General features: G+C 25.8%; 17 protein-coding genes and 3 pseudogenes. 6 read left to right on the top strand and 14 right to left on the bottom strand.

From position 1 onward, the window contains the following. Window positions 1–8 precede the first annotated feature (8 nt). The gene (locus tag F801_RS0101935; RefSeq protein WP_020104567.1) at window positions 9–464 is read right to left on the bottom strand and encodes a hypothetical protein; all 456 of its coding nucleotides are present in this window, start codon (window positions 462–464) and stop codon (window positions 9–11) included. A gap of 91 nt (window positions 465–555) precedes the next feature. Between F801_RS0101935 and F801_RS0101930 the strand changes: the two genes are divergently transcribed. From F801_RS0101930 to mnmE, 4 genes are all read left to right on the top strand, one after another. After that, window positions 556–990, top strand: a complete 435-nt coding sequence (locus tag F801_RS0101930; RefSeq protein WP_014335708.1) for a Dps family protein — start codon at window positions 556–558, stop codon at window positions 988–990. A 92-nt stretch (window positions 991–1,082) separates the two neighbouring features. Then, window positions 1,083–2,672: an APC family permease gene (locus F801_RS0101925; protein ID WP_013302401.1), complete on the top strand. Its 1,590-nt coding sequence runs from the start codon at window positions 1,083–1,085 to the stop codon at window positions 2,670–2,672. 138 nt (window positions 2,673–2,810) lie between these two features. Continuing rightward, window positions 2,811–4,427 (top strand): ABC-F family ATP-binding cassette domain-containing protein, encoded by a 1,617-nt coding sequence (locus F801_RS0101920; protein WP_014335707.1) that lies wholly within the window; start codon window positions 2,811–2,813, stop codon window positions 4,425–4,427. Then, window positions 4,427–5,761 (top strand): tRNA uridine-5-carboxymethylaminomethyl(34) synthesis GTPase MnmE, encoded by a 1,335-nt coding sequence (gene mnmE / locus F801_RS0101915; RefSeq protein WP_015084283.1) that lies wholly within the window; start codon window positions 4,427–4,429, stop codon window positions 5,759–5,761. The genes F801_RS0101920 and mnmE overlap by 1 nt, the downstream gene beginning before the upstream one ends. A 978-nt stretch (window positions 5,762–6,739) precedes the next feature. Here the strand turns inward: mnmE and F801_RS0101905 are convergent. The 4 genes and pseudogenes from F801_RS0101905 to F801_RS0101890 all read right to left on the bottom strand — a co-directional run bounded on the left by F801_RS0101905 (window position 6,740) and on the right by F801_RS0101890 (window position 10,052). Next, entirely contained in the window at window positions 6,740–7,486 is a 747-nt protein-coding gene (locus F801_RS0101905) for a DUF3800 domain-containing protein (RefSeq protein ID WP_015084282.1), read from the bottom strand. Then, window positions 7,467–8,231, bottom strand: a complete 765-nt coding sequence (locus F801_RS0101900; protein WP_015084281.1) for a hypothetical protein — start codon at window positions 8,229–8,231, stop codon at window positions 7,467–7,469. The genes F801_RS0101905 and F801_RS0101900 overlap by 20 nt, the downstream gene beginning before the upstream one ends. Before the next feature lie 129 nt (window positions 8,232–8,360). Further along, window positions 8,361–8,971 (bottom strand): annotated as a pseudogene (locus F801_RS04030) (putative N-acetylmannosamine-6-phosphate 2-epimerase). A gap of 160 nt (window positions 8,972–9,131) precedes the next feature. Further along, a complete protein-coding gene (locus F801_RS0101890; protein ID WP_015084278.1) occupies window positions 9,132–10,052 on the bottom strand; it encodes a sodium:solute symporter family transporter in 921 nt (306 codons plus the stop codon). On the opposite strand from F801_RS0101890, the gene F801_RS0101885 reads away from it, so the two are divergent. Further along, window positions 10,052–10,306, top strand: coding sequence for a hypothetical protein (locus F801_RS0101885; RefSeq protein ID WP_020104566.1), 255 nt, complete (start codon window positions 10,052–10,054; stop codon window positions 10,304–10,306). The two genes, F801_RS0101890 and F801_RS0101885, sit on opposite strands and share 1 nt — an antisense overlap. Here F801_RS0101885 and F801_RS0101880 read toward each other — a convergent pair. Both F801_RS0101880 and F801_RS04305 read right to left on the bottom strand, forming a co-directional pair. Next, the gene (locus tag F801_RS0101880) at window positions 10,275–10,787 is read right to left on the bottom strand and encodes a sodium:solute symporter family transporter (protein ID WP_015084276.1); all 513 of its coding nucleotides are present in this window, start codon (window positions 10,785–10,787) and stop codon (window positions 10,275–10,277) included. The two genes, F801_RS0101885 and F801_RS0101880, sit on opposite strands and share 32 nt — an antisense overlap. A 1-nt stretch (window position 10,788) precedes the next feature. Then, a pseudogene (locus tag F801_RS04305) lies at window positions 10,789–11,608 on the bottom strand (N-acetylneuraminate lyase). Window positions 11,609–11,836: 228 nt separating this feature from the next. Here F801_RS04305 and F801_RS04430 point away from each other — a divergent pair. Then, window positions 11,837–12,679, top strand: a pseudogene (locus tag F801_RS04430) (ROK family protein). Here the strand turns inward: F801_RS04430 and F801_RS0101845 are convergent. The 7 genes from F801_RS0101845 to F801_RS0101815 form a co-directional block, all read right to left on the bottom strand. After that, entirely contained in the window at window positions 12,674–13,366 is a 693-nt protein-coding gene (locus F801_RS0101845; protein WP_013302394.1) for a glucosamine-6-phosphate deaminase, read from the bottom strand. The pseudogene F801_RS04430 and the gene F801_RS0101845 overlap by 6 nt on opposite strands. After that, window positions 13,366–14,187 (bottom strand): MurR/RpiR family transcriptional regulator, encoded by an 822-nt coding sequence (locus tag F801_RS0101840; protein WP_014335705.1) that lies wholly within the window; start codon window positions 14,185–14,187, stop codon window positions 13,366–13,368. Before F801_RS0101840 ends, F801_RS0101845 begins: the two co-directional genes overlap by 1 nt. Window positions 14,188–14,275: 88 nt before the next feature. Next, a complete protein-coding gene (gatB, locus tag F801_RS0101835; protein WP_020104564.1) occupies window positions 14,276–15,700 on the bottom strand; it encodes an Asp-tRNA(Asn)/Glu-tRNA(Gln) amidotransferase subunit GatB in 1,425 nt (474 codons plus the stop codon). Further along, window positions 15,690–17,066, bottom strand: a complete 1,377-nt coding sequence (locus F801_RS0101830) for an amidase family protein (protein WP_014335703.1) — start codon at window positions 17,064–17,066, stop codon at window positions 15,690–15,692. The genes gatB and F801_RS0101830 overlap by 11 nt, the downstream gene beginning before the upstream one ends. Next, window positions 17,059–17,367 carry a glutamyl-tRNA amidotransferase subunit C gene (locus F801_RS0101825; protein WP_013302390.1) on the bottom strand — a complete coding sequence of 103 codons (309 nt, stop codon included), beginning with the start codon at window positions 17,365–17,367 and terminating at the stop codon, window positions 17,059–17,061. Before F801_RS0101825 ends, F801_RS0101830 begins: the two co-directional genes overlap by 8 nt. Window positions 17,368–17,373: 6 nt before the next feature. Next, window positions 17,374–18,243, bottom strand: coding sequence for a pseudouridine synthase (locus F801_RS0101820; RefSeq protein ID WP_020104563.1), 870 nt, complete (start codon window positions 18,241–18,243; stop codon window positions 17,374–17,376). 431 nt (window positions 18,244–18,674) lie between these two features. Continuing rightward, window positions 18,675–18,978: IS3 family transposase (locus tag F801_RS0101815; RefSeq protein WP_020104562.1), on the bottom strand; the 304-nt coding region annotated here is incomplete at its 5' end.

Raw genomic sequence — 18,978 nt, 5'->3', positions numbered from 1 at the left:
CCTATTAATTAACATATTTCTTCAGGATCACTGTAGTCAATTAAATAATTTACTTCAATGAAATTTAAAGATAAATATTTGTTGAATTTGTTTCAGTAGTAGTTATAAGCTAATTTGTTTTCAAGTTCAATATTTTCTATATGACTATTTTGCATAGCAATAAAATAAAGCAAATCAGTTTGTTTATTAGGCCTGTAACTGACTTTTTTAACTTGAAAAAACCTTCCATTTGCTAAAAAATTGATATTATTAGCTTTTTCAGATTTTGTTTTTATATGTACAGGAATCATATTTAAATCATTATTGGGACCATTTAAATTTTTGGATCTCATAAAATCTATACTTCAAGCCAGTTCACTGTCTTCATTTTCATAGTCAGAATACTTGATTTTTCTTCCTGCAAAGTCAAAAGCAAATTCACAATTATTAAAATATTTTTGTCAAATTAATTTTTTTTCTTCCATTTTAATTCCCTTCATACTAAATTATATAAATTATAATAAAAGCTTTTAGTTTTTGTTTTTGAAAAAAGGTTTTTGTAGTATTATTTAGTTCATGAACAAATTATTCGAAAAATTAAATACATTATTTTCAACATTAATAGTGTTCCAATCAAATGTTAAAAACTTTCACTGACACATTAAAGGAAGTGACTTTTTTATTTTTCATAAATACACAGACGATCTTTCAGCTAAATCATTAGATTTTGTAGATGAAGTAGCTGAAAAATTAATTATGTTTGATCAAAGTGTGGAAACAGAATATGCTAACATACTAAAAGCAAGTTTAGTAAAACAATTTCCAAAAAAATTCATCACATCAAGACTGGCAACACAAGCTATAGTTGAACAAATGCAAACAGTTTTAGGAATTTGTAAAGAAATTCAAGGATTAGAAAATGAATCCATATTTGTAGTTGCACCATTAATTGATGAGATAGTGTTGTTTTTCCACAAATTCCTATGACAATTTAAATCATCCATTGAATAGTTATTTCAATGCTCTTACAATAAAGCAATAAATTTTTAAAATTTATTATTTTTTTGTTAAATTATCTGAAAAAATTTTTGTAAAGGAACAATATGACATTAAAAAACGCCAGAAAATTAGGTTTTTTTGCAGCATTAGCAATGCTTGTTGGTTCTGTTGTTGGAGTTGGGATTTTCTTCAAAAATAATTCCATCCAAAAAGTAACTGACAGTCAAGGTATAACATGATTACTAGCCTGAGTTGTAGGTGGTGTTATTTCTTTAATTGTTGCATTAAACTTTTCAGAAATAAGTTTTCTGAAGCCTTCAAAATTAAATGGTTTATCTAATTGATTATACAGATCTGGAGGGAAGAAGCTAGGATATTTTACAAGTTTTTCTTATGCATTTTTCTACTATCCAATCATTGCTATGACACTAGGTGTCATTCTTTCGGAAGTGTTAGTTTATTTCATCGGTTCAGCCGCTGGAAAAGATGTTTCTCTTCCTTATTATGCACATTTTTTAATTGGTTCAGTGTTTATTCTTTTATATTTAGTTCTAAACCAATTATCAATAAAAATATCAGGATGAGTCGCACTTATCTCAACAATCTTAAAGTTTATTCCATTGCTTTTTGCTTTAATTATAGGGATTGCTTTGGCAAATTCACATTTTACAAACCAAAAATTACCAAACGCCTTTTCAAATACCACTTTTGATTTAAGTAAATTAATATTAGCTCTTCCTGGCGTATTGTTTGCATATGACTCATTTTTATCAATTGGGTTATTTCAAAAAAAAGTTGTAAATCCAAGAAAAACAGTACCTAGAACACTTATTATTTCTATGATTATCATTGTAAGTGTTTACTCACTTATAGCTGTTTCTTCAATATTACATAACTCAGGAACTATATGAGGAATTATCTCTGATGTATTTGATTTATCAATAGCAAAACCAATAAATATAGTAGTAACTTTCTTCTTACTAATTTCTGTTATTGGAGTTACAAATGCAATGGCATCAGCAACTTTAATTCAAATGCAAGATCAAGCAAGAATTAGAACAGTTTTTGGAGTTCGTGCTTTAGCTAAAAAAATGGGCGAAACCAAAGCTGCTTGAATTTTATTAGCTGTAACATTTGCTTTTTGAATTTTAATTGTTCAATTTCCAAGTATGTTTGCTCCATTTCTAAAACAAGTTGTTGTAGATAATAAAGTAGTAGAAGGACAATACTTATATGGTTCAGGAACAGATACATTGCTAGAATATATGTCAAATACTCCTACAATTTTCTTCTTTGTTTTATATGGTTTATCACTAGCTACTTATTCTTTAAAAAGAAACAAAATTTCAAATCCAAAAAATAGACATAATAAATATGCATTCCACACAATCACAATTCTTGGTTGTTTAGTAATATTAATTATGGAAGTTGCATATATTTATTCACTAATATCAGCAGTAGTCCAAGCTCCATGAGCAAATTCAAATGCAGGATTTTTTGCAAGTGGAGGAGTATTTCTTCCTTGAATTTATGCTTTTGTTGTTTTCATAGTTCAAATACTTCTATTTATAGGATTACCAGTTGTTAATTTCTTCTTAATAAAAATGTTTGAAAAAAGAGATATTCTTAAACAATTCCCATTATTAGTAGAACTTTCTCCTAAAGAATTAAAAGAAGAAGGATTTGAATTTTAAGCTTTAAAAGAAATTTAAATACTTATAAAAATCTGTAAAAATCAAACTTAAAATTCAGTTTGATTTTTATTTTTTTAAACACTAAAATATATTAAAATATTAATAAAAGTTTTTCAAAGTTTTAAAAAAGGAAATCAAATGTTAGAAATTATAGAGTTATCAAAGATTTTTTCAGATAAAAAACTATTCGAAAATGCAAATTTAAAATTTGTAGAAGGTAATACATATGGAATTATTGGAGCTAATGGAGCTGGAAAATCTACTTTTTTAAAAATTCTATCAGGTGCAGTTGAATCTAGTTCAGGACAAATAATTAAAACTCCTGGACAAAGAATTTCTGTTCTTTCGCAAGATCATAATCAGTTTGATGAATATAATGTAACTGATGTTGTTATAATGGGAAATGAACAACTTTACAAGATTCAAGAAGAAAAGAATAGAATTTATCAAGATGAAAATGCAACAGAAGCTGATTATACAAGAGCAAGTGAATTAGAAGAACAATTTGGGATTTTAGGTGGCTGAAATGCAGAAAATGATGCACAAAGCTTATTATCAGAACTTAATATTCCAAAAGAAGCTTGGAATTTAAAGCTAAAAGATTTAAAAGCTTCACAAAAAGTTAAAGTTTTACTAGCTAAAGCTCTTTTTGGTGAACCAGATATTTTAATTATGGATGAGCCAACTAATCATCTTGATATTAAATCAATTAAATGACTAGAAGAGTTTCTTGTTAACTATAAAAACATAGTAATTGTAGTTTCTCACGATAGTGATTTTCTAGATCAAGTTTGCACTCATATTGTTGATATTGATTTTGGAGAGGTTAAATTATTTACAGGAAATTATACTTTCTGAAAAGAATCTTCAGCACTTATTAAAGAGATGCAAAAAAATGCAAATGCAAAAAAAGAAGAACAAATAGCAAAATTACAAGCATTTATTGCAAAATTTTCTGCCAATGCTTCTAAATCTTCACAAGCTACTTCAAGAAAAAAATCTTTAGAAAAAATTACTCTTGAAGAGATCAAACCATCATCTAGAAAGTATCCTTTTATTCGTTTTAATACCTATCCCAAGCCTGGCAAGCAAATTTTAACAGTTGAAAATCTTTCTTATGTAAATCCAGAAACTAATGAAGTTTTATTTGATAATATTTCCTTTACTTTAATGCCAAATGAAAAAATGGTAATCTTTGGTGAAGATGATTTAGTAAAAACAAAATTACTAGATATTATAGCTTTAAAAGAACAGCCAACAACAGGAACCGTTACTTGAGGAAATACAATTAATTTTGACTATTTTCCGAGCAATAATGCTTCTTTTTTTGTAGCAAATATAAATTTACTCGAGTGATTAAGTCAATGACCTTTAAATAATACTTTAGAAGAAAACAAAGACAATTCAGATCATCGAATTCGTAGTTTTTTAGGGCGTATGCTTTTTAACGGTGATCAAGTATTTAAAAATGTTCAAGTAACATCAGGAGGAGAAAAAGTAAGATTGATGTTTTCCAAAATGATGTTAACTGAATCTAATTTTTTAATTTTTGACCAACCACTGGATCACTTGGATTCTGAATCAATCGATTCTGTAATTGAAGGTTTGCAGTCTTATAATTCAGGACTTATTTTTACTACCTATAATAGAGCCATGATTAAAAAAGTTGCTAATGTGATTTTAGATATTCGTTCAGATGCTAGCTATATTTTTAAAGGAACTTTAGAAGAATATGAACAAAAAATGGGGTACTAATGATTAAAGATACAATAGTAGCAATAGCTTCTGGTCAAGTAAATCAAGCAATTTCAATCATTAGAATTTCAGGTCCTGAAGCTTTTACTACTGTAGCTAAAATTTTCAAAGGTCGCGTTGGAACAACTTCAAGAGAAGTAACATATGGTTTAATTCACAATAACGGAGAATTAATTGATGAAGTTTTAGTTTTATGATTTAAAGGAACTAATAACTTTGTTGGTGAAGACACAGTTGAAATCAATGCTCATGGCGGGGTTTTAAATACAAATCTGATTTTGGAATTACTACTTTCACAACCTCATGTTCGCCTTGCTGAGCGAGGAGAGTTTTCTCGTCGTTCATTTTTAAATGGCAAAATGGATTTAATTAAAGCCCAAGCTATTCATGATTTAATTATGGCTCGTACAAAAAAACAAGCACAATTATCTATCAAGCAGTTTTCTGGTAAAACAAGCATTTTTATTAATGAATTAATCAATGATTTGTTAAATATTATCGCGATAATTGAAGTAAATATTGATTATCCAGAATATGATGATGTTGAAGTTTTAACAACCGAAGTATTATTACCAAAGCTAGAGGCTTTATTAGCAAAATTTGAAAAGACAATTGAAGCTTCTGAAAGGAGCAGAATTATCTTTGAAGGAATTAAAGTTGCTCTTGTTGGTACACCTAACGTTGGTAAATCATCTTTATTAAATGCACTAATAGAACAAGATAAGTCAATTGTTAGTGATGTTGCAGGAACTACAAGAGATGTAGTTGAAGCTTCCTTTGTTTTATCTGATATTGTTTTCAAACTAGTAGATACTGCAGGAGTTAGAAAAGCAAAGAATAAAATTGAACAAATCGGAATTAAAAAATCTCTAGAACAAATTGAAAAAGCTTCAATTGTGATTCATATTATTGATGCAACAAAGCAAGAAAATGAATTTGATAAATTAATTCAAGAACATAGCAAAAACAAAGATTACATTAAGGTTTATAATAAAAAAGACTTAAATCCTTCAAATTTCGACGCTAGTGACAAAATTTTAATTAGTGCCAAGCACAAAGATATTAGTCAGTTAGAATCATATATGAAAAAACATTTTGTAAATAAAATATCAGAAAATGAAGAAATTATCTCTAATACCCGTTCATTGTCATTAATAAAATCTGCTTTTTCATATCTTAAAGATGCTTTTCTCTCTTTAAAAAATGGATTTAGTCCTGATATAGTAATAGTTGACTTGACTCAGTCTTGAAAAGATTTAAAAACTATTACTGGTGAATTAACAAGTGATAGCTTGTTAGATACAATTTTTGCTAATTTTTGCTTAGGAAAATAAACAAAAATTTACAAATTTTCTTTAATTTTGGTCTAAAAATATTTATTTTGCATTATCTTTTATGGTAATTCTTAAAATTTTTTTGAAATATTTTCTAAATTTTTTTATAATATATAAATGGATTTTATATTTTTATAATTTTATTATTAAACTTTTAAATAATTAACTTATTGTGTGTTGTTGTTATTATTCTACAAAGTTTATATTATTTATATATAATCCATAACCAAACAAAAAATAAAAGAGGTAAAAACAAAAGAATTAATTTCGAAAAAGTTCTAGTTTTCTGCTTGCTTTATCTGGATTAATTTTTTCTGTCGCATTTATTTCATTTGTAAATACAAAAACACGATTAGAAGCTACTACTGCATTTCGAACTATCGTTGGAATAAAAACTAGTCAATCAGGTAATATGAAAGTTATAGATATAGATATGCATTTAACTTCTACCAAACAAGAAATTATTTTCAAAATTGACAAACAAACATTTTTTCTAATAGAGTTTTAGATTCAATTAGATCTACATTAGAAAAATTCAGTTCCGACATTAAAAATAGTTCGTGTTTAAATTAATCTTAATATAAATCAAAAAACAGAAAAACAAATAGAATTACATAATGAAATTATAAAATCGGTATCTTCTTTATCTAAAGAAGAACAACAAACCTTTGTAAAAAATATATCTAATTGATACTCAAAGATAAACAAATATCTAAATAGCAAATAAAACAAGCACATCAAGAAAATCAATACAAATCATTAGAAAAAATTAAAAGTAAATTCTTAAGTTACTTTCAAGATCAATATGATAAATTTGCTAAAGAAGAAGCTTAAAACATTCTGAGATCTTAAATCAAAAGCATTTACTAGAAAACAAATAATTCTAAAGATTTATTAGACTAAGTTTTTTAAAGGTTATCTTTTAACAAAAAAAGAGCTTTCGCTCTTTTTTTTGTTTTTTGTTTTTTTATGGCGGTTTTATTTAATTTTTTTAATTTGATTTCAAGGTACAAATATAAACTTATAAAATCGTTTTAAAAATTGATTAATATTATCTGTTTCATTGCTGTTTAAATAATTAAAAGATAGATTTGCAACAAAATCACAAACCCTAATAACAGGAGTATGCCTTGAATTTAAATATTTAGTTGTTATTTCAACATTTGAAATTAAAACATCATTGAATTCAGGATTTGAAATTCCTTTTAAATCAGCCAAAATTAACTCAGTTAAATCATAGTAACCATTTGATTTATTGGTTTGTTGATCTAAACGAAGCCTAATAGTTAGTTTTTGATTTGTATCAATTTTATTTTCAATAATCAATTTTTCAAGTGTATTACGAATTATTTTTTTGATCATATAATCTTTAAATCGCCCAATACTTTCTTTTTTACTTAGAATTTCAGGATTTATTTCATAAAAATATGTAGCAACTAAAATTATTGAAGAAAAATCTGTAATATTAAAAATTTGTTCTTTGTGCTCACGCTTTACTTTAGAAGCCTTGATTTCTTTAAGATTTTTATAAATTTTTATATTTCTTAAATGATTTTCAAAAGCTAAAAACTTATTATGAATTTTTAAATATTCATTTTCATTTAAGAAATACATTCCAGCATAAACAAATACTTCATCATTACTGTTTGTGTGAAATATACCTGCATCATCAAAATAAAAACTAATAACTTGTTCACTTTGTTTTTTAGATTTTTTGGTAGACATTTTGATAAATTCAAATTAATATGTATAAATTAAATTGCTTGCTTTCTATTTTTTTATTTTGATAATAATAAATTAAGTGATCTTTAAAGTTTTTATCAACAAAAGTATAAAAGTATTGACTAAATAAATAGAAGGATTTAAAGAAGATAGATTCTTTAGTAAATGAAGTAGATGTCAATTTTATACTTTTATTTTTAGCTTTATTTAAAATTATTTTTAATTTAGAAAAAAGTTCTCCTTGCATTTCAAAATCAAAATCTTGAAGATTAATTTGATCAGTGTATTTGTTAAATAATTTCTCTATTAGCGAATTAGCGTTATTGTTTTTTACTAGATCAAGAACCAAATTTCTAGATTTTAGAAACATTTTAGAAGAAACAAATAAATGCAAAGAGATAAGAAGAATTAAAGCAATAAAACTAATAGAACTAATTATTCAAAAAGCTTGATCTTTTTGTATGTTAGATAATCTCGAATCGGATGCATTAAATATGACGACCATAATTATAGAAACAATAAAAAAAGCAACAATAACTAAGAAATATAACAAAGCTTTGATAAGAAAAAAAGCTTTTAAATCTTGTTTGTTTGCTTCTTTTAAATAAAAATATTGGTCTAATTCAAAGTCTTTTAAAGATTTAATTGCAAGTTTAGAATAATGTTTTTCAAAAGAAAAAACAAAAATAATAATTAAAAATAAAACAAAAGGCAAAATGATAGTAATTGCTATATGAGCGCCAGACATATTACCTCCTATTGGTTTTATTAGTTAATATTTTAATTTTACTATAATAATATTTTTCTCTTTTAAAAAGAATTATTTTAGTAAAAAAAGAGAATTTTTGTTCTCTTTTTTTATTTTTAAGCTGACAAATTATATTTTTATTTTGTCATAAAATTGTTTTGTTATATATTGAACACGAGTAATTGCTGAACCTACAACAACTGCATCTGTATTTCCTAAATAAAGTCCATTTCTTGCTCTGATTGGAGTATCAAAACCACCTTCAGCAATTAATTTAATATTATTAGCACATCACAATGGAGCAGCTCATTTTAAGAATTCATAATTTTTTTCTGTTGAGCTTTGATTTTGTGTTTGTTTTGTATATCCACGCAATGTTGTTCCAATGTAATCAAAACCTAGTTCAATAGCTTTTTGTACATCATCATAATCCAAACAATCAGCTATTAATTTTTGGTGTTCAAATTTATTATTTTTAAAAAATTCTACTAGTTGTTCTAAAGTATTTTTCTTTGGTCTGGTTCTTAAAGTTGCATCAATAGCGATAATATCAACTTTTGTTTCAATTAGTTTTTTAAGTTCATTAATGGTAGGTGTAATAAAAACATCAGTTCCGTGATACTTTTTTTGATAATACCAATAATAGGAACTTTTAAATCAGCGTTAATAATGTCTTTGATGTTATTAATTTGACTAGTTCTAATGCCTTCTGCACCAGAAGCTACAGCTGCTTTGGCCATTTTTAATACAGTTTTACCACCGTATAAAGGTTCGCCTTTTAAAGCTTGGCAAGAAACAATAAATGCCTTATTTTTTAATAATTTTTCCATAATCAAAATTAAACTTGATTGTTTTGAATCTGGCTATGTACAACTTTTGTAAGATCACTTAGTTGATTTACTAGATTCTTAAGTTCTTCTTGTCCTTGTTGTGTTTTTTGTAACATTTTTTCTTTTTGTAAATTTCTTTTTCTAGTTTTAAAAGTGTATTAAATTCAGTTGTTTTTGTTCAAATACTTAAATTAACAATTGATTTATCAACCATATCTAGAGCAAAAAGAAAAGATGAAAGATAGCCAATACCAAGAGAAATAACAAATGATATGATTGTAATTCAAGCAGGTCCAAGATTAATACGAGCTTGCCTTGGAATGAATCTTTGTGTCATTATTCATAGAGGTAATGAAACAGCAAAACCACAAATTAAACCAGATAGAGCCCCTTTTCAATTAGTTTTCTTAGTAAAAATACCTAAAATAAAGGTCCCTGCAACAGGTGCAGCAAATAAACCAATGATGGATAGGAAATAATTTATTATATTTCCTTCTTTTGTATAAATTAATAAAGCTGCAACGAGAAAACCAAAAGCACCAAAGACAACTATTAAGATTTTAGAATATAAATTTAAAGTTTTATCACTTGTTTTTGGTCAAAAATATTTTCAAAAATCAACAATAATAGTTGTAACTAAAGAATTTAATGAAGAAGAAATCGTTGATTGACTAGCAGCAAATACCGATGAAAGAATAAGTCCACTAATTCCTATTGGTAGTACAGAAATAATAAAGTATGATAACAACTGATTATTAGCTGCATTTTTCACTTGTACTATTGTTGATATAGCAGTTCGATCATCGACATCATATCCTTTAGAAGAATAGTAAGTATACAACATTGATCCAACACCGTAAAAAATTATTATGGTTACAAGAACTAAAATTACATTGATGTAAATTGATTTAATAACAGAACCAATATTGTGTCCTGTTTTATATCTTTGTACTATGTCTTGGCTAGCTGTGTGAGTAAAAAGTATTTTCAATGATTTTAGAAAGGAAAATGAAGAAAATTCCTCCTGAAGCGAAATCTATTTTTCATTGTGATTCTTTAGTAAAGAAAGAATATTTTAAATTAGGTGAGCTTCAGTGGGTATTTACTAAACCAAAGATTAAAATTAATAAAATTCCTAAAAAGAGAATAAAACCTTGAACCGCATCAGTTCAAAGCACTCTTTTAAAACCATCTAAAAATGTTGAAATTACTACTACAACAATAACAATAAATAGTAGTAAATAACATTAATATTAACAAATAAAGACAGTGCTAATGTAGGAATATATAAAACAATTGCTATTCTAAAAATGTGAAATAAAATAAAGGAAATTGAAGCAATTGCACGTAAAGAATAATGAAATCTTTTCTCTAAATAAGCATAAGCAGTAGATTCCCTCATTCTACAATAAAAAGGAACTACAAATTTAATTAAAATCGGTACAACTAAGAAAAAAGAAAGTTGTGCTATAGCTGACATTCATCCTGTTTTAAAAGCTAAACCTGGAGTTGATAAAAATGTAATTGAACTAAGTCCTGTAGCTCAAATAGATAAACCAATTACTAAAGCAGGAATTTTCATTCCTTTAGCTGTTAAATATTTTGAGTTATTGAATTGACCTTTTGCTTTCTGGCCTTTTGCTTGTAAAAAGAAGAAAGCACCCATTGCTAACATAGCAAGAAGGTAAAACACTATCACAACTCAGTCTAATCAAGAAAAATTCATATTATTGTTTAATAATTTTTTGTAGTTCTTTTGCTTTTTCTAATAGAGTACTACGGTCATATTGGTAGAAAGGTTTTCTAGTTGTTCCGTGGATAATTCCTTCTACTTCAAAAACAGCTTTAATTCCAGCCATTACTCCCATATCAACTAATTTAGATACATAATCATTGTATTTATGTACAGATTTTTGTACTAATTCTTTATCACCTTTTTCAAAAGCGTCAATTATTGCTCTAGCTCCTTTTGTGTTGATGTTATAAGTAGATCCAATAAAACTTTTTGTTCCAAGGGTTAAAGCAGGTGCTATTGCTTCATCAAAAGCAAATAAGAATAATTTATCAGGATAGGTTCTAAGAAGTCTTTCGAATAAGAAAATATCTGTTGAACCATATTTAGCACCAACAACATTTTTGATGCTTAATAATTCACCAAATTCTTTAACACCAATTTTTTACCAGCTAATTGAGGTAAGTAGTAGATAAATAAAGGTAAATCTACATTTTTTGTAATTTCTTCATAGTAAGATTTAACTTCTTGGAAAGAAAAATTGTAATAATATGGAGTAATTTCACTAACTGCATCAAATCCAAATTCTTTTGCTTTTTTACCTAAGTAAACTACTTCATGAACATTCACATTACCTACTTGAGCAATTAAGATAACTCTTTTTTTGTAGCTTTTGCTACTCTTTCAAGAATTTTTTCTTTTTCTTGTAAAGACAATGTTAAAAATTCACCAGTTGAACCTGTTACATAAAATCCGTCAATTTTTTGGACATTAATTAGATACTCTACTAATTTATCAATAGCAGCGTAATCCACTTTTTCTTTTGGTATCAAATGGAGTGATTAATGCAGGGAATAGTCCTTGATATTTTTTGTTCATAATAAAAACCTTTCTGTAAAAATTTAAAGTATAAAACAGTAAAATTATAAGTAAGTGAAAATTGTCAAATTTTAAATGTAAAATAATTTCATTTTTTTACTATGTAAAAATTAGATAAAATACTATTTGCTTATTGTTTAAAAATTAAAGGAAAAAGAAGAAAAATGAAGTACTATTTTTTAGCAGATGTAGGTGGAACTCATATTAAATATGCTTTATCAACAGCAAGAGCAAAATTTGTTTTTGAAAACAAAGTTAAAACTGATCACAAAAACATTATCAAGCAATTAAAAGAATTAATCAAACCATATGCAGAACAACTAAAAGCCATAGGAATTGCTTCAACAGGAGTTGTGGATAATCAAAGACATAAAATTGTTTATGCTGGCAATAATTTAGAAGTTTTAAAAGGAACAAATTTTCGTTTGTTAGCTAAATAATTTAATGTTCCAATTTGAACAGAAAATGATGCAAAAGCTGCAGCTTTTTCTGAAATTCGTAAATCTTCAAGTAAAAATTTTGCATTAGTTACTTTTGGCACTGGTGAAGGAACAGGAATTGTTAGAGATGGTAAATTATTAAGAGGTAAAAACTTTTTAATTGGTGAATTAGGTTATACAAAATGAAATAATAAAAACTTGAATGATTTTCTAAGTTTTAGTAGTTTTAATAACAAATTAAAACAAGAATTTGAACTAAGCTCAACTGATACTGAAAACTTTAATATGATATATCAATCTAATGTTGAGTTTAGAAACATTTTAAATTCTTATTTAAAAAATGTTGCTCAATTTTTAGCACAAGTTTCTATCTATTTTGATCTTGATGAAGTAATTTTCGGAGGGGGAATTTCCTATTTAAGTCCTATATTTTTGAAGAAAATTGAAGAATATTTTTATCAAGAATTATCAAATACTCCATTTAAGACAAAGATAAAACCAACCCAATTAAAAAATAGTGCCAGATTGGTTGGTGTTTTAAAACTTTTACAAGCTAATAAATTATAATTTTTGATCAGTTAAAATCATTGTATTTGGATGATTTAATAAAGCACTAATTGGCAATTGTGAATTAAATTTAGTTGAGTTTACAAAGCTTTGAAGTGCTTTTTTCTTTGCTGGACCAAAAGCTAGAACAACAATTTGTTTTGCTTTGAATATTGTATCAAGACCCATTGTGATTGCTTTTTTAGGAACTTCATCAATGGATTTAAAAAAACGAGAATTTGCTTGGATTGTTTCAGGTTTTAAATTAATAATTCTTGTTTGTGAACTCTTTAAACTCCCTGGTTCATTAAAAGCAATATGCCCATCGTTTCCAACACCTAAAATTAGAAAATCTAAACCACCTGCTGCTTTGATTTGGCTATCGTATTTTGCGCTTTTTGGAAAGTAATTAGCTTTGAATTTTATTTTAGAAAACAAATGTTTAAACATAAAAAAATGATAACTTTGCTCATCTTTAGGATCTAATCTGTAATATTCATCTAAGTTAAAAGTTGTTATTTCACTAACATCAATTTTTTCTGTATTTACTTTGTTTGCAAAGAGTTTATAAAATTCAATAGGTGTTGAACCAGTTGGTAATCCTATGTTTTTGATTAATTTGTGTTTGATTTTGTTGGTTAATAAATCAAGTAAAAATTCATTTGCTCGCGTTTGATTATCAAAGACTTTGATATTCCTTTTTATCATTATCAGTTTCCCTTTTTAGCTTTTCAATTTTGACTGAAATATTCATATAACTCATTAGGTTGTCATACTTTGTTGTTAGATATTTTTCTAACAATAATATCAGCTATAAACATTTGATTAATTTTTGAAGTAAGAGCAATTCTTCTGTTTTTTTGTTCAACTGTTGCAAAATTAACTACAGCAATGTTATCAGTTGCTTTGATGTTGTAATTTTGTGTAATTATAATTAAATTAAAGCGGAATTTTTCAGCAGCTTGGAGTAAAAACCTAAATTCAGGTGAATCTAAATTTTTTGAAAAGATTATCACTGAAATATCTTCATATTTATAGGATTGTGAGTATAAAACTATATCATCAATTGAGTTAGCTAAAATAGAAACAAATTCAATGTTTAATAAAGCATTTTGCATCTCTTGTGCAATTTGTCTTGATGTTCCTAAACCATAAACAAAAGTAACTTTGGTTTTTTTCAAAATAGATATTGCTTTGTCAAGAGCTTCAATGTTTAGTTGTCTTAGTGTTTTTTCAATAGAAGTAAAATATAATAAATTAGTTTTTTCAACGTAGAAAGTTAACTCATTTGGAGCTATTTTTTCTTCTCTTACTTTAGCTTGCAAAAGTGTACGACGAAAATGATTAATGTCTTTATAACCAATTTTTTTGACATAGTGGGTGACTAAAGATGTAGCAACATCCGCTCTTTTTGCAAATTCCTGCATTGATTGTTCTAAAAATAAATTTATATTGGCCATTATATAGTCTTCTAAATGTTTTTCTGTTTTAGTAAGAGTGACATTACGTATTATATGTTCTATTTCCATATTTATAAATTTTAGATTATTTATGAATAATACAAAAAATAAAAATATTTTTTCTTCATTTTTTCCTAATTGTGAAGAAAAAATATGATTAGTTAAAAGCTAATTTTTTTGAAATTATCTCGCTTAGTTCAGTTGGATTTGCATTAGATTTGGTTTTTTTCATTGCCTGACCCATTAAAAATTTCTCTGTTTTGTCATTGTTGTTAGTGTTTTTTGAGATATATTCTTGATGTTCATTGATTAGTTCATCAAGTAATGTTTCCAATTCTTCTTTAGTGTACACTTTTATGTCTAAATTGTGGATAATTTCATCTAATGTTAAGTTAACTTCTTTGTTTTTGATTGGTAAGATTTTTTTAACATGTTGTAAATTAATTTTATTTTCTTCTAATTTTTCTAAGACTTGCTTTAAAAAAGAAGGTTTTATATTGAGATTTTGAAATCCCACTTTATTGATAATTGGAACAATTTCAGCAAAAAAAACTTTAGTTGTTTTTTCTAAATTATGATAATCAACAGAATCTAAATATTCTCAAAAATCTACATTGTTTAAAATTTGATCAATATAGAAATCACTAATTAAAGCTTCTTTTAATTTTAGTTTGACTTGTTCTGGTGTTGGTTTGATTTCTAAAAGTACTTGATTTTTGTACTCATTTGTTAGTGCAAAACAAGGAATGTTTGTTTCGGGAAAATAACGGTAATCTACAGAATCAGTTTTTTCTCTTAAAACTTTGTTTAAATTATTTTTGTCATCATATCTTTTAGTTACTTGTTGAACTTTTTGTGCATAGTTTAAAAGATTAGTTTGTTCTTCGATTTCAAGGTTGATTGCTTTTTTGATATTAGAAATGGAATTGATGTTTTTAATTTCTACTTTAGTTCCGAATTCATTTGATGTTGCTTCTTTTAATGAAAGATTAATGTCAGCTCTTAGTGATCCTTCTTCTAGTTTGGCATCAGATATCTTTAAGAATAAAGCTAATTTTCTAATTTCATCAACATAAGCAGCTGCTTCTTCTGCTGAAGACATTACAGGATAGGTAACTATTTCTATTAAAGGAGCTCCAGCTCGGTTGTAATCTAAATATGTAAATTCATCTTTGTGAATTTGTTTTGCTGTATCTTCTTCTAAGTGAATTCTTTGAATTGCTATTTGTTTTTGTTGATTTTCTTGAGTTGGAATATTAATAAATCCATTAGTTCCTATTGGTCTGAATTGTTGAGTTATTTGATAACCTTTTGGTAAATCAGGATAAAAATAATTTTTTCTATCAAAACAAAGCGCGCTTTCTATGTTCATATTTAAAGCAGAAGCTAAGAAAATAGCTTTTTTAACAGCTTCTTCATTGACTTTAGGTAAAGTACCAAGAAAGCCTAAATCAATTAAAGAAATGTTTGTATTTTCTTCTTTTGAAAATGAGTTTATGGCTTGAGAAAACATTTTAGTTTTTGTATTTAATTCTAAATGAATTTCTACTCCAATAACAGGAACATATTTTTTAGTTTCCATTATTATTCTCCTTTGTTAAAGATTTAATTAAGTCTTCAAAATAAAGTGAATATTTTAATAAATTAGCATCGTCATAAAGTTTGGATTCTACACTTAAGCTAAAAGGTAAGTTATTAAATTTAGCTAATGGAATACTAATTGAAGGATTACCTACTAAGTTAGCTAAAGTCAAAATATAATCTAAAAAATTGTCTTTATCACTAGAAGAATTTTCAATATTTTCAACATCAGGTGCAACTCCGATATAACTTGGAAAGATTACGCAATCATATTGATTTAAGATTTGATTATAGTATTGTTTAATAACTCTTCTTGCTTTTTTTGCTTTGATAAAAAATTTCTCTTGGTTGTCTTTAGCTAAATAATATGAACCTAAAATTAGTCTTTTTTGAAGGTGGTAATCAAATTGTGATCTTGTTTGTTCAAAAATTTGTTCTCAAGTTTGATTTGGTTGCGCATTTGCAAAAGTTAATCCATTAATTGCAGATAAGTTAGAAGTAGCTTCTGAATAAGTTATAATAGAATAAACAGGATCAATGCATCTTAAAAGTTCTTCATCTACATCAATAAATTTGACATCTACATTTTCTTTAATTAATTGGTGAACTACTTTATGAAATGCTTTAGTAACATAGCTTTTTACAAATTTAAATAGGTTTAAAACAGCTACTTTTTTTGGTTTAAAATCTTGTTTGTTTGCTTGAAAATCAAGTGATAATGATTGAATTTCGACATCTTTTGAACTTAAATCGTTTTCATCTTTTCCATAAATAACTTTTGCTACTTGAGCTGCATCATTAATATTATTTGTTAATCAAGCCACAGTGTCTAATGAAGTTGAATAAGAAAATAAACCATAACGAGATACAGCTCCGTAAGAAGGTTTAAAACCTACTTTTCCAACAAAAGCAGCAGGTCTTCTTACAGAATCTCCAGTATCTGAAGCGATTGCAAAAGAGATGTTTTCATTAATAGTTGCTGCAGCCCCAGAAGAAGAACCTCCAACTATTTTGCTTGAATCTAAAGGATTATAAATTGGTCCATTAGCTGAAAATAATCCAAGACCTCCAAGTCCTAATTCATCACAGTTTGTAATGGCAACAGGATTTGCGCCTTCATTAATGAGTTTCTCTATAACAGTTGCATTATAAGAAGGTCTAAAATTTTCAAGTGATTTTGAAGAACCAGTCACTCTATCATAAATATTTGCAAAATTTGCTTTTATAGTAAAGACACTATCACTTAAAAGTTTATTATTATCTTTTAATTTATTCAATTTTTCTTCAAAAATGAAGTAAACTGTGTTATTTTTATCCTCTTTTAAAGTTGCTTTTGCTACTTCAAAATTACCTAAATTCTTAATCATTAATCACCTTCTTAATTACTATTTTTCCATCTTTTGTATGAGTTGAATTTTTAAATAAAATTGCTTGATTTTCCTTCATTTTTTCTTTAGAAAGTAATATATCATCCTTTCTTAAGTATTTTAGATCTTCTAATTTTTCATCAACTCTATCTAATGGCTCAACATTGGATAAATCCAATTTATCTATTTGTTTTAAGCCATTTAACACTTTTTTTTCTTCATCTAAAAGTAAGTTAATAACTTTTTCTGTTGGTTTAAAGTAAAGCAATTTAGCTAATTCTATAATTTTTTCTTTTTCCATTTTTTCCTATCAGTTTGGTAGATTTATAAAAGTTTTATTATTTAAATATTTTAATTTACCTTCTAAATTTAAACAAATTATTTTATAAGAATGAAGAAATAATCTTTTATTTTTTTTACCACCATATTTAGTGTCTCCATAAATAGGATATCCCAGATGTTCTAAGGATACTCTTATTTGGTGTTTTTTACCAGTTAAAATTTGAGCTATTTTTAAGTTTTTAGAACTAAAAAAATGAGTTAATGCAACAGTGGCTGTTTCTTTGTTTGTAACTTGCATTTTTTTTAATTTTTCATTTTTTTCTATCTTAATTTTTACTTCAAATTCCTTCTTAATTTCAATATCTGATTGAAAAATATAGTATTTTAAAAAAGAATTTTGTTTTTTGTTTAATTCCACTAAAGAAAAGTAATTTTTAGCATAAATTATCAAACCAGAAGTTGCCTTATCTAAACGACCGATGTGAGAAGGGGTAAATGAATTAATTTTTTGCGTTTTTAAATATTTTGAAACTTGATTATCTAAACTTCAAACACCATCGTGAACAGCGACATTAATGTGTTTGTTTAACACTAAAATATTTTCATCTTCATAAATTACATCAAAATCAAACTTTATTTTTCTAGGTATATATTTTTTTGTTTGATTTTCTAATTCTTGAGTTTTTAATTTATCTAATTTTTCATTTGTGTAAATTTGAATAATATCATCTTGCTGAACAATGTATTTTTTTGTTTGTGGTTTTTTATTAACTTTAATTTCTTTTTTTCTAAAAAGTTTTTCTATTTGAGAAGTGCTATAATTTTGCAAAATTTTAGCCACAAATTTTAGTAATGTTCTTCCATGATCATTTTCTTTAGCTATTATTTTTAACATAAGATTAAATTTTAAAATAATAATTCATTTTTAAAGCTAAAAAATAGTTTTTTAATACAATAAAATAAGATATATCTTAAATTTTTTGTTTATTAGCTATAAACATTTAACTAATAATATTTTAAATAGTTATTTTTGATAAAAAACCTTCCAAAAGGAAGGTTTTTAGTATTTTTAAATACTATTAAATTCCTAATAAATATTAAAAAAGATTAGTAAAAATTATATAAAAGCTTTTTATTACTAAATAAAATAACTTATTTATAACTAAATTTAAAAATTGAAAATTTTACTTATTTTAGAATGTTCACTATTTTTTTATTTTGTGAAAAAGTAATATTTTTTACTTTTTCTATTGTACAATGGATATATTTAAACTAGAATAATACTGAGGTGATACCCTTTTCTTAATAAAATTTTAAATAACTAAATTAATTATAATTTGAAATGAATGTTTCCCTAAATTTAATGGGAGACATTCATTTTATTTTATCTTTAATTCGTTTGTAATTGTAATAATAAATATAATTTGCAATTGCTTTGTGAAATTGTTTAAAAGTTAAAAATTCTTTTTCGCGACCATAAAAACATTCTCTTTTTAATGTTCCAAAAAATGATTCAATGATGCTATTATCTAAACAATTTCCTTTTCGAGACATGGACTGAGTTATTCCTTTTTGTTTTAATTTTTCTGAAAATTGTTTATGTTGATATTGTGAACCTTGATCACTGCGA

The sequence above is a fragment of the Mesomycoplasma hyorhinis ATCC 17981 genome, assembly GCF_000383515.1.
In the GTDB taxonomy this organism is placed as follows: domain Bacteria; phylum Bacillota_I; class Bacilli_A; order Mycoplasmatales; family Metamycoplasmataceae; genus Mesomycoplasma; species Mesomycoplasma hyorhinis.
This window is presented reverse-complemented; position numbering and strand designations above follow the sequence as displayed.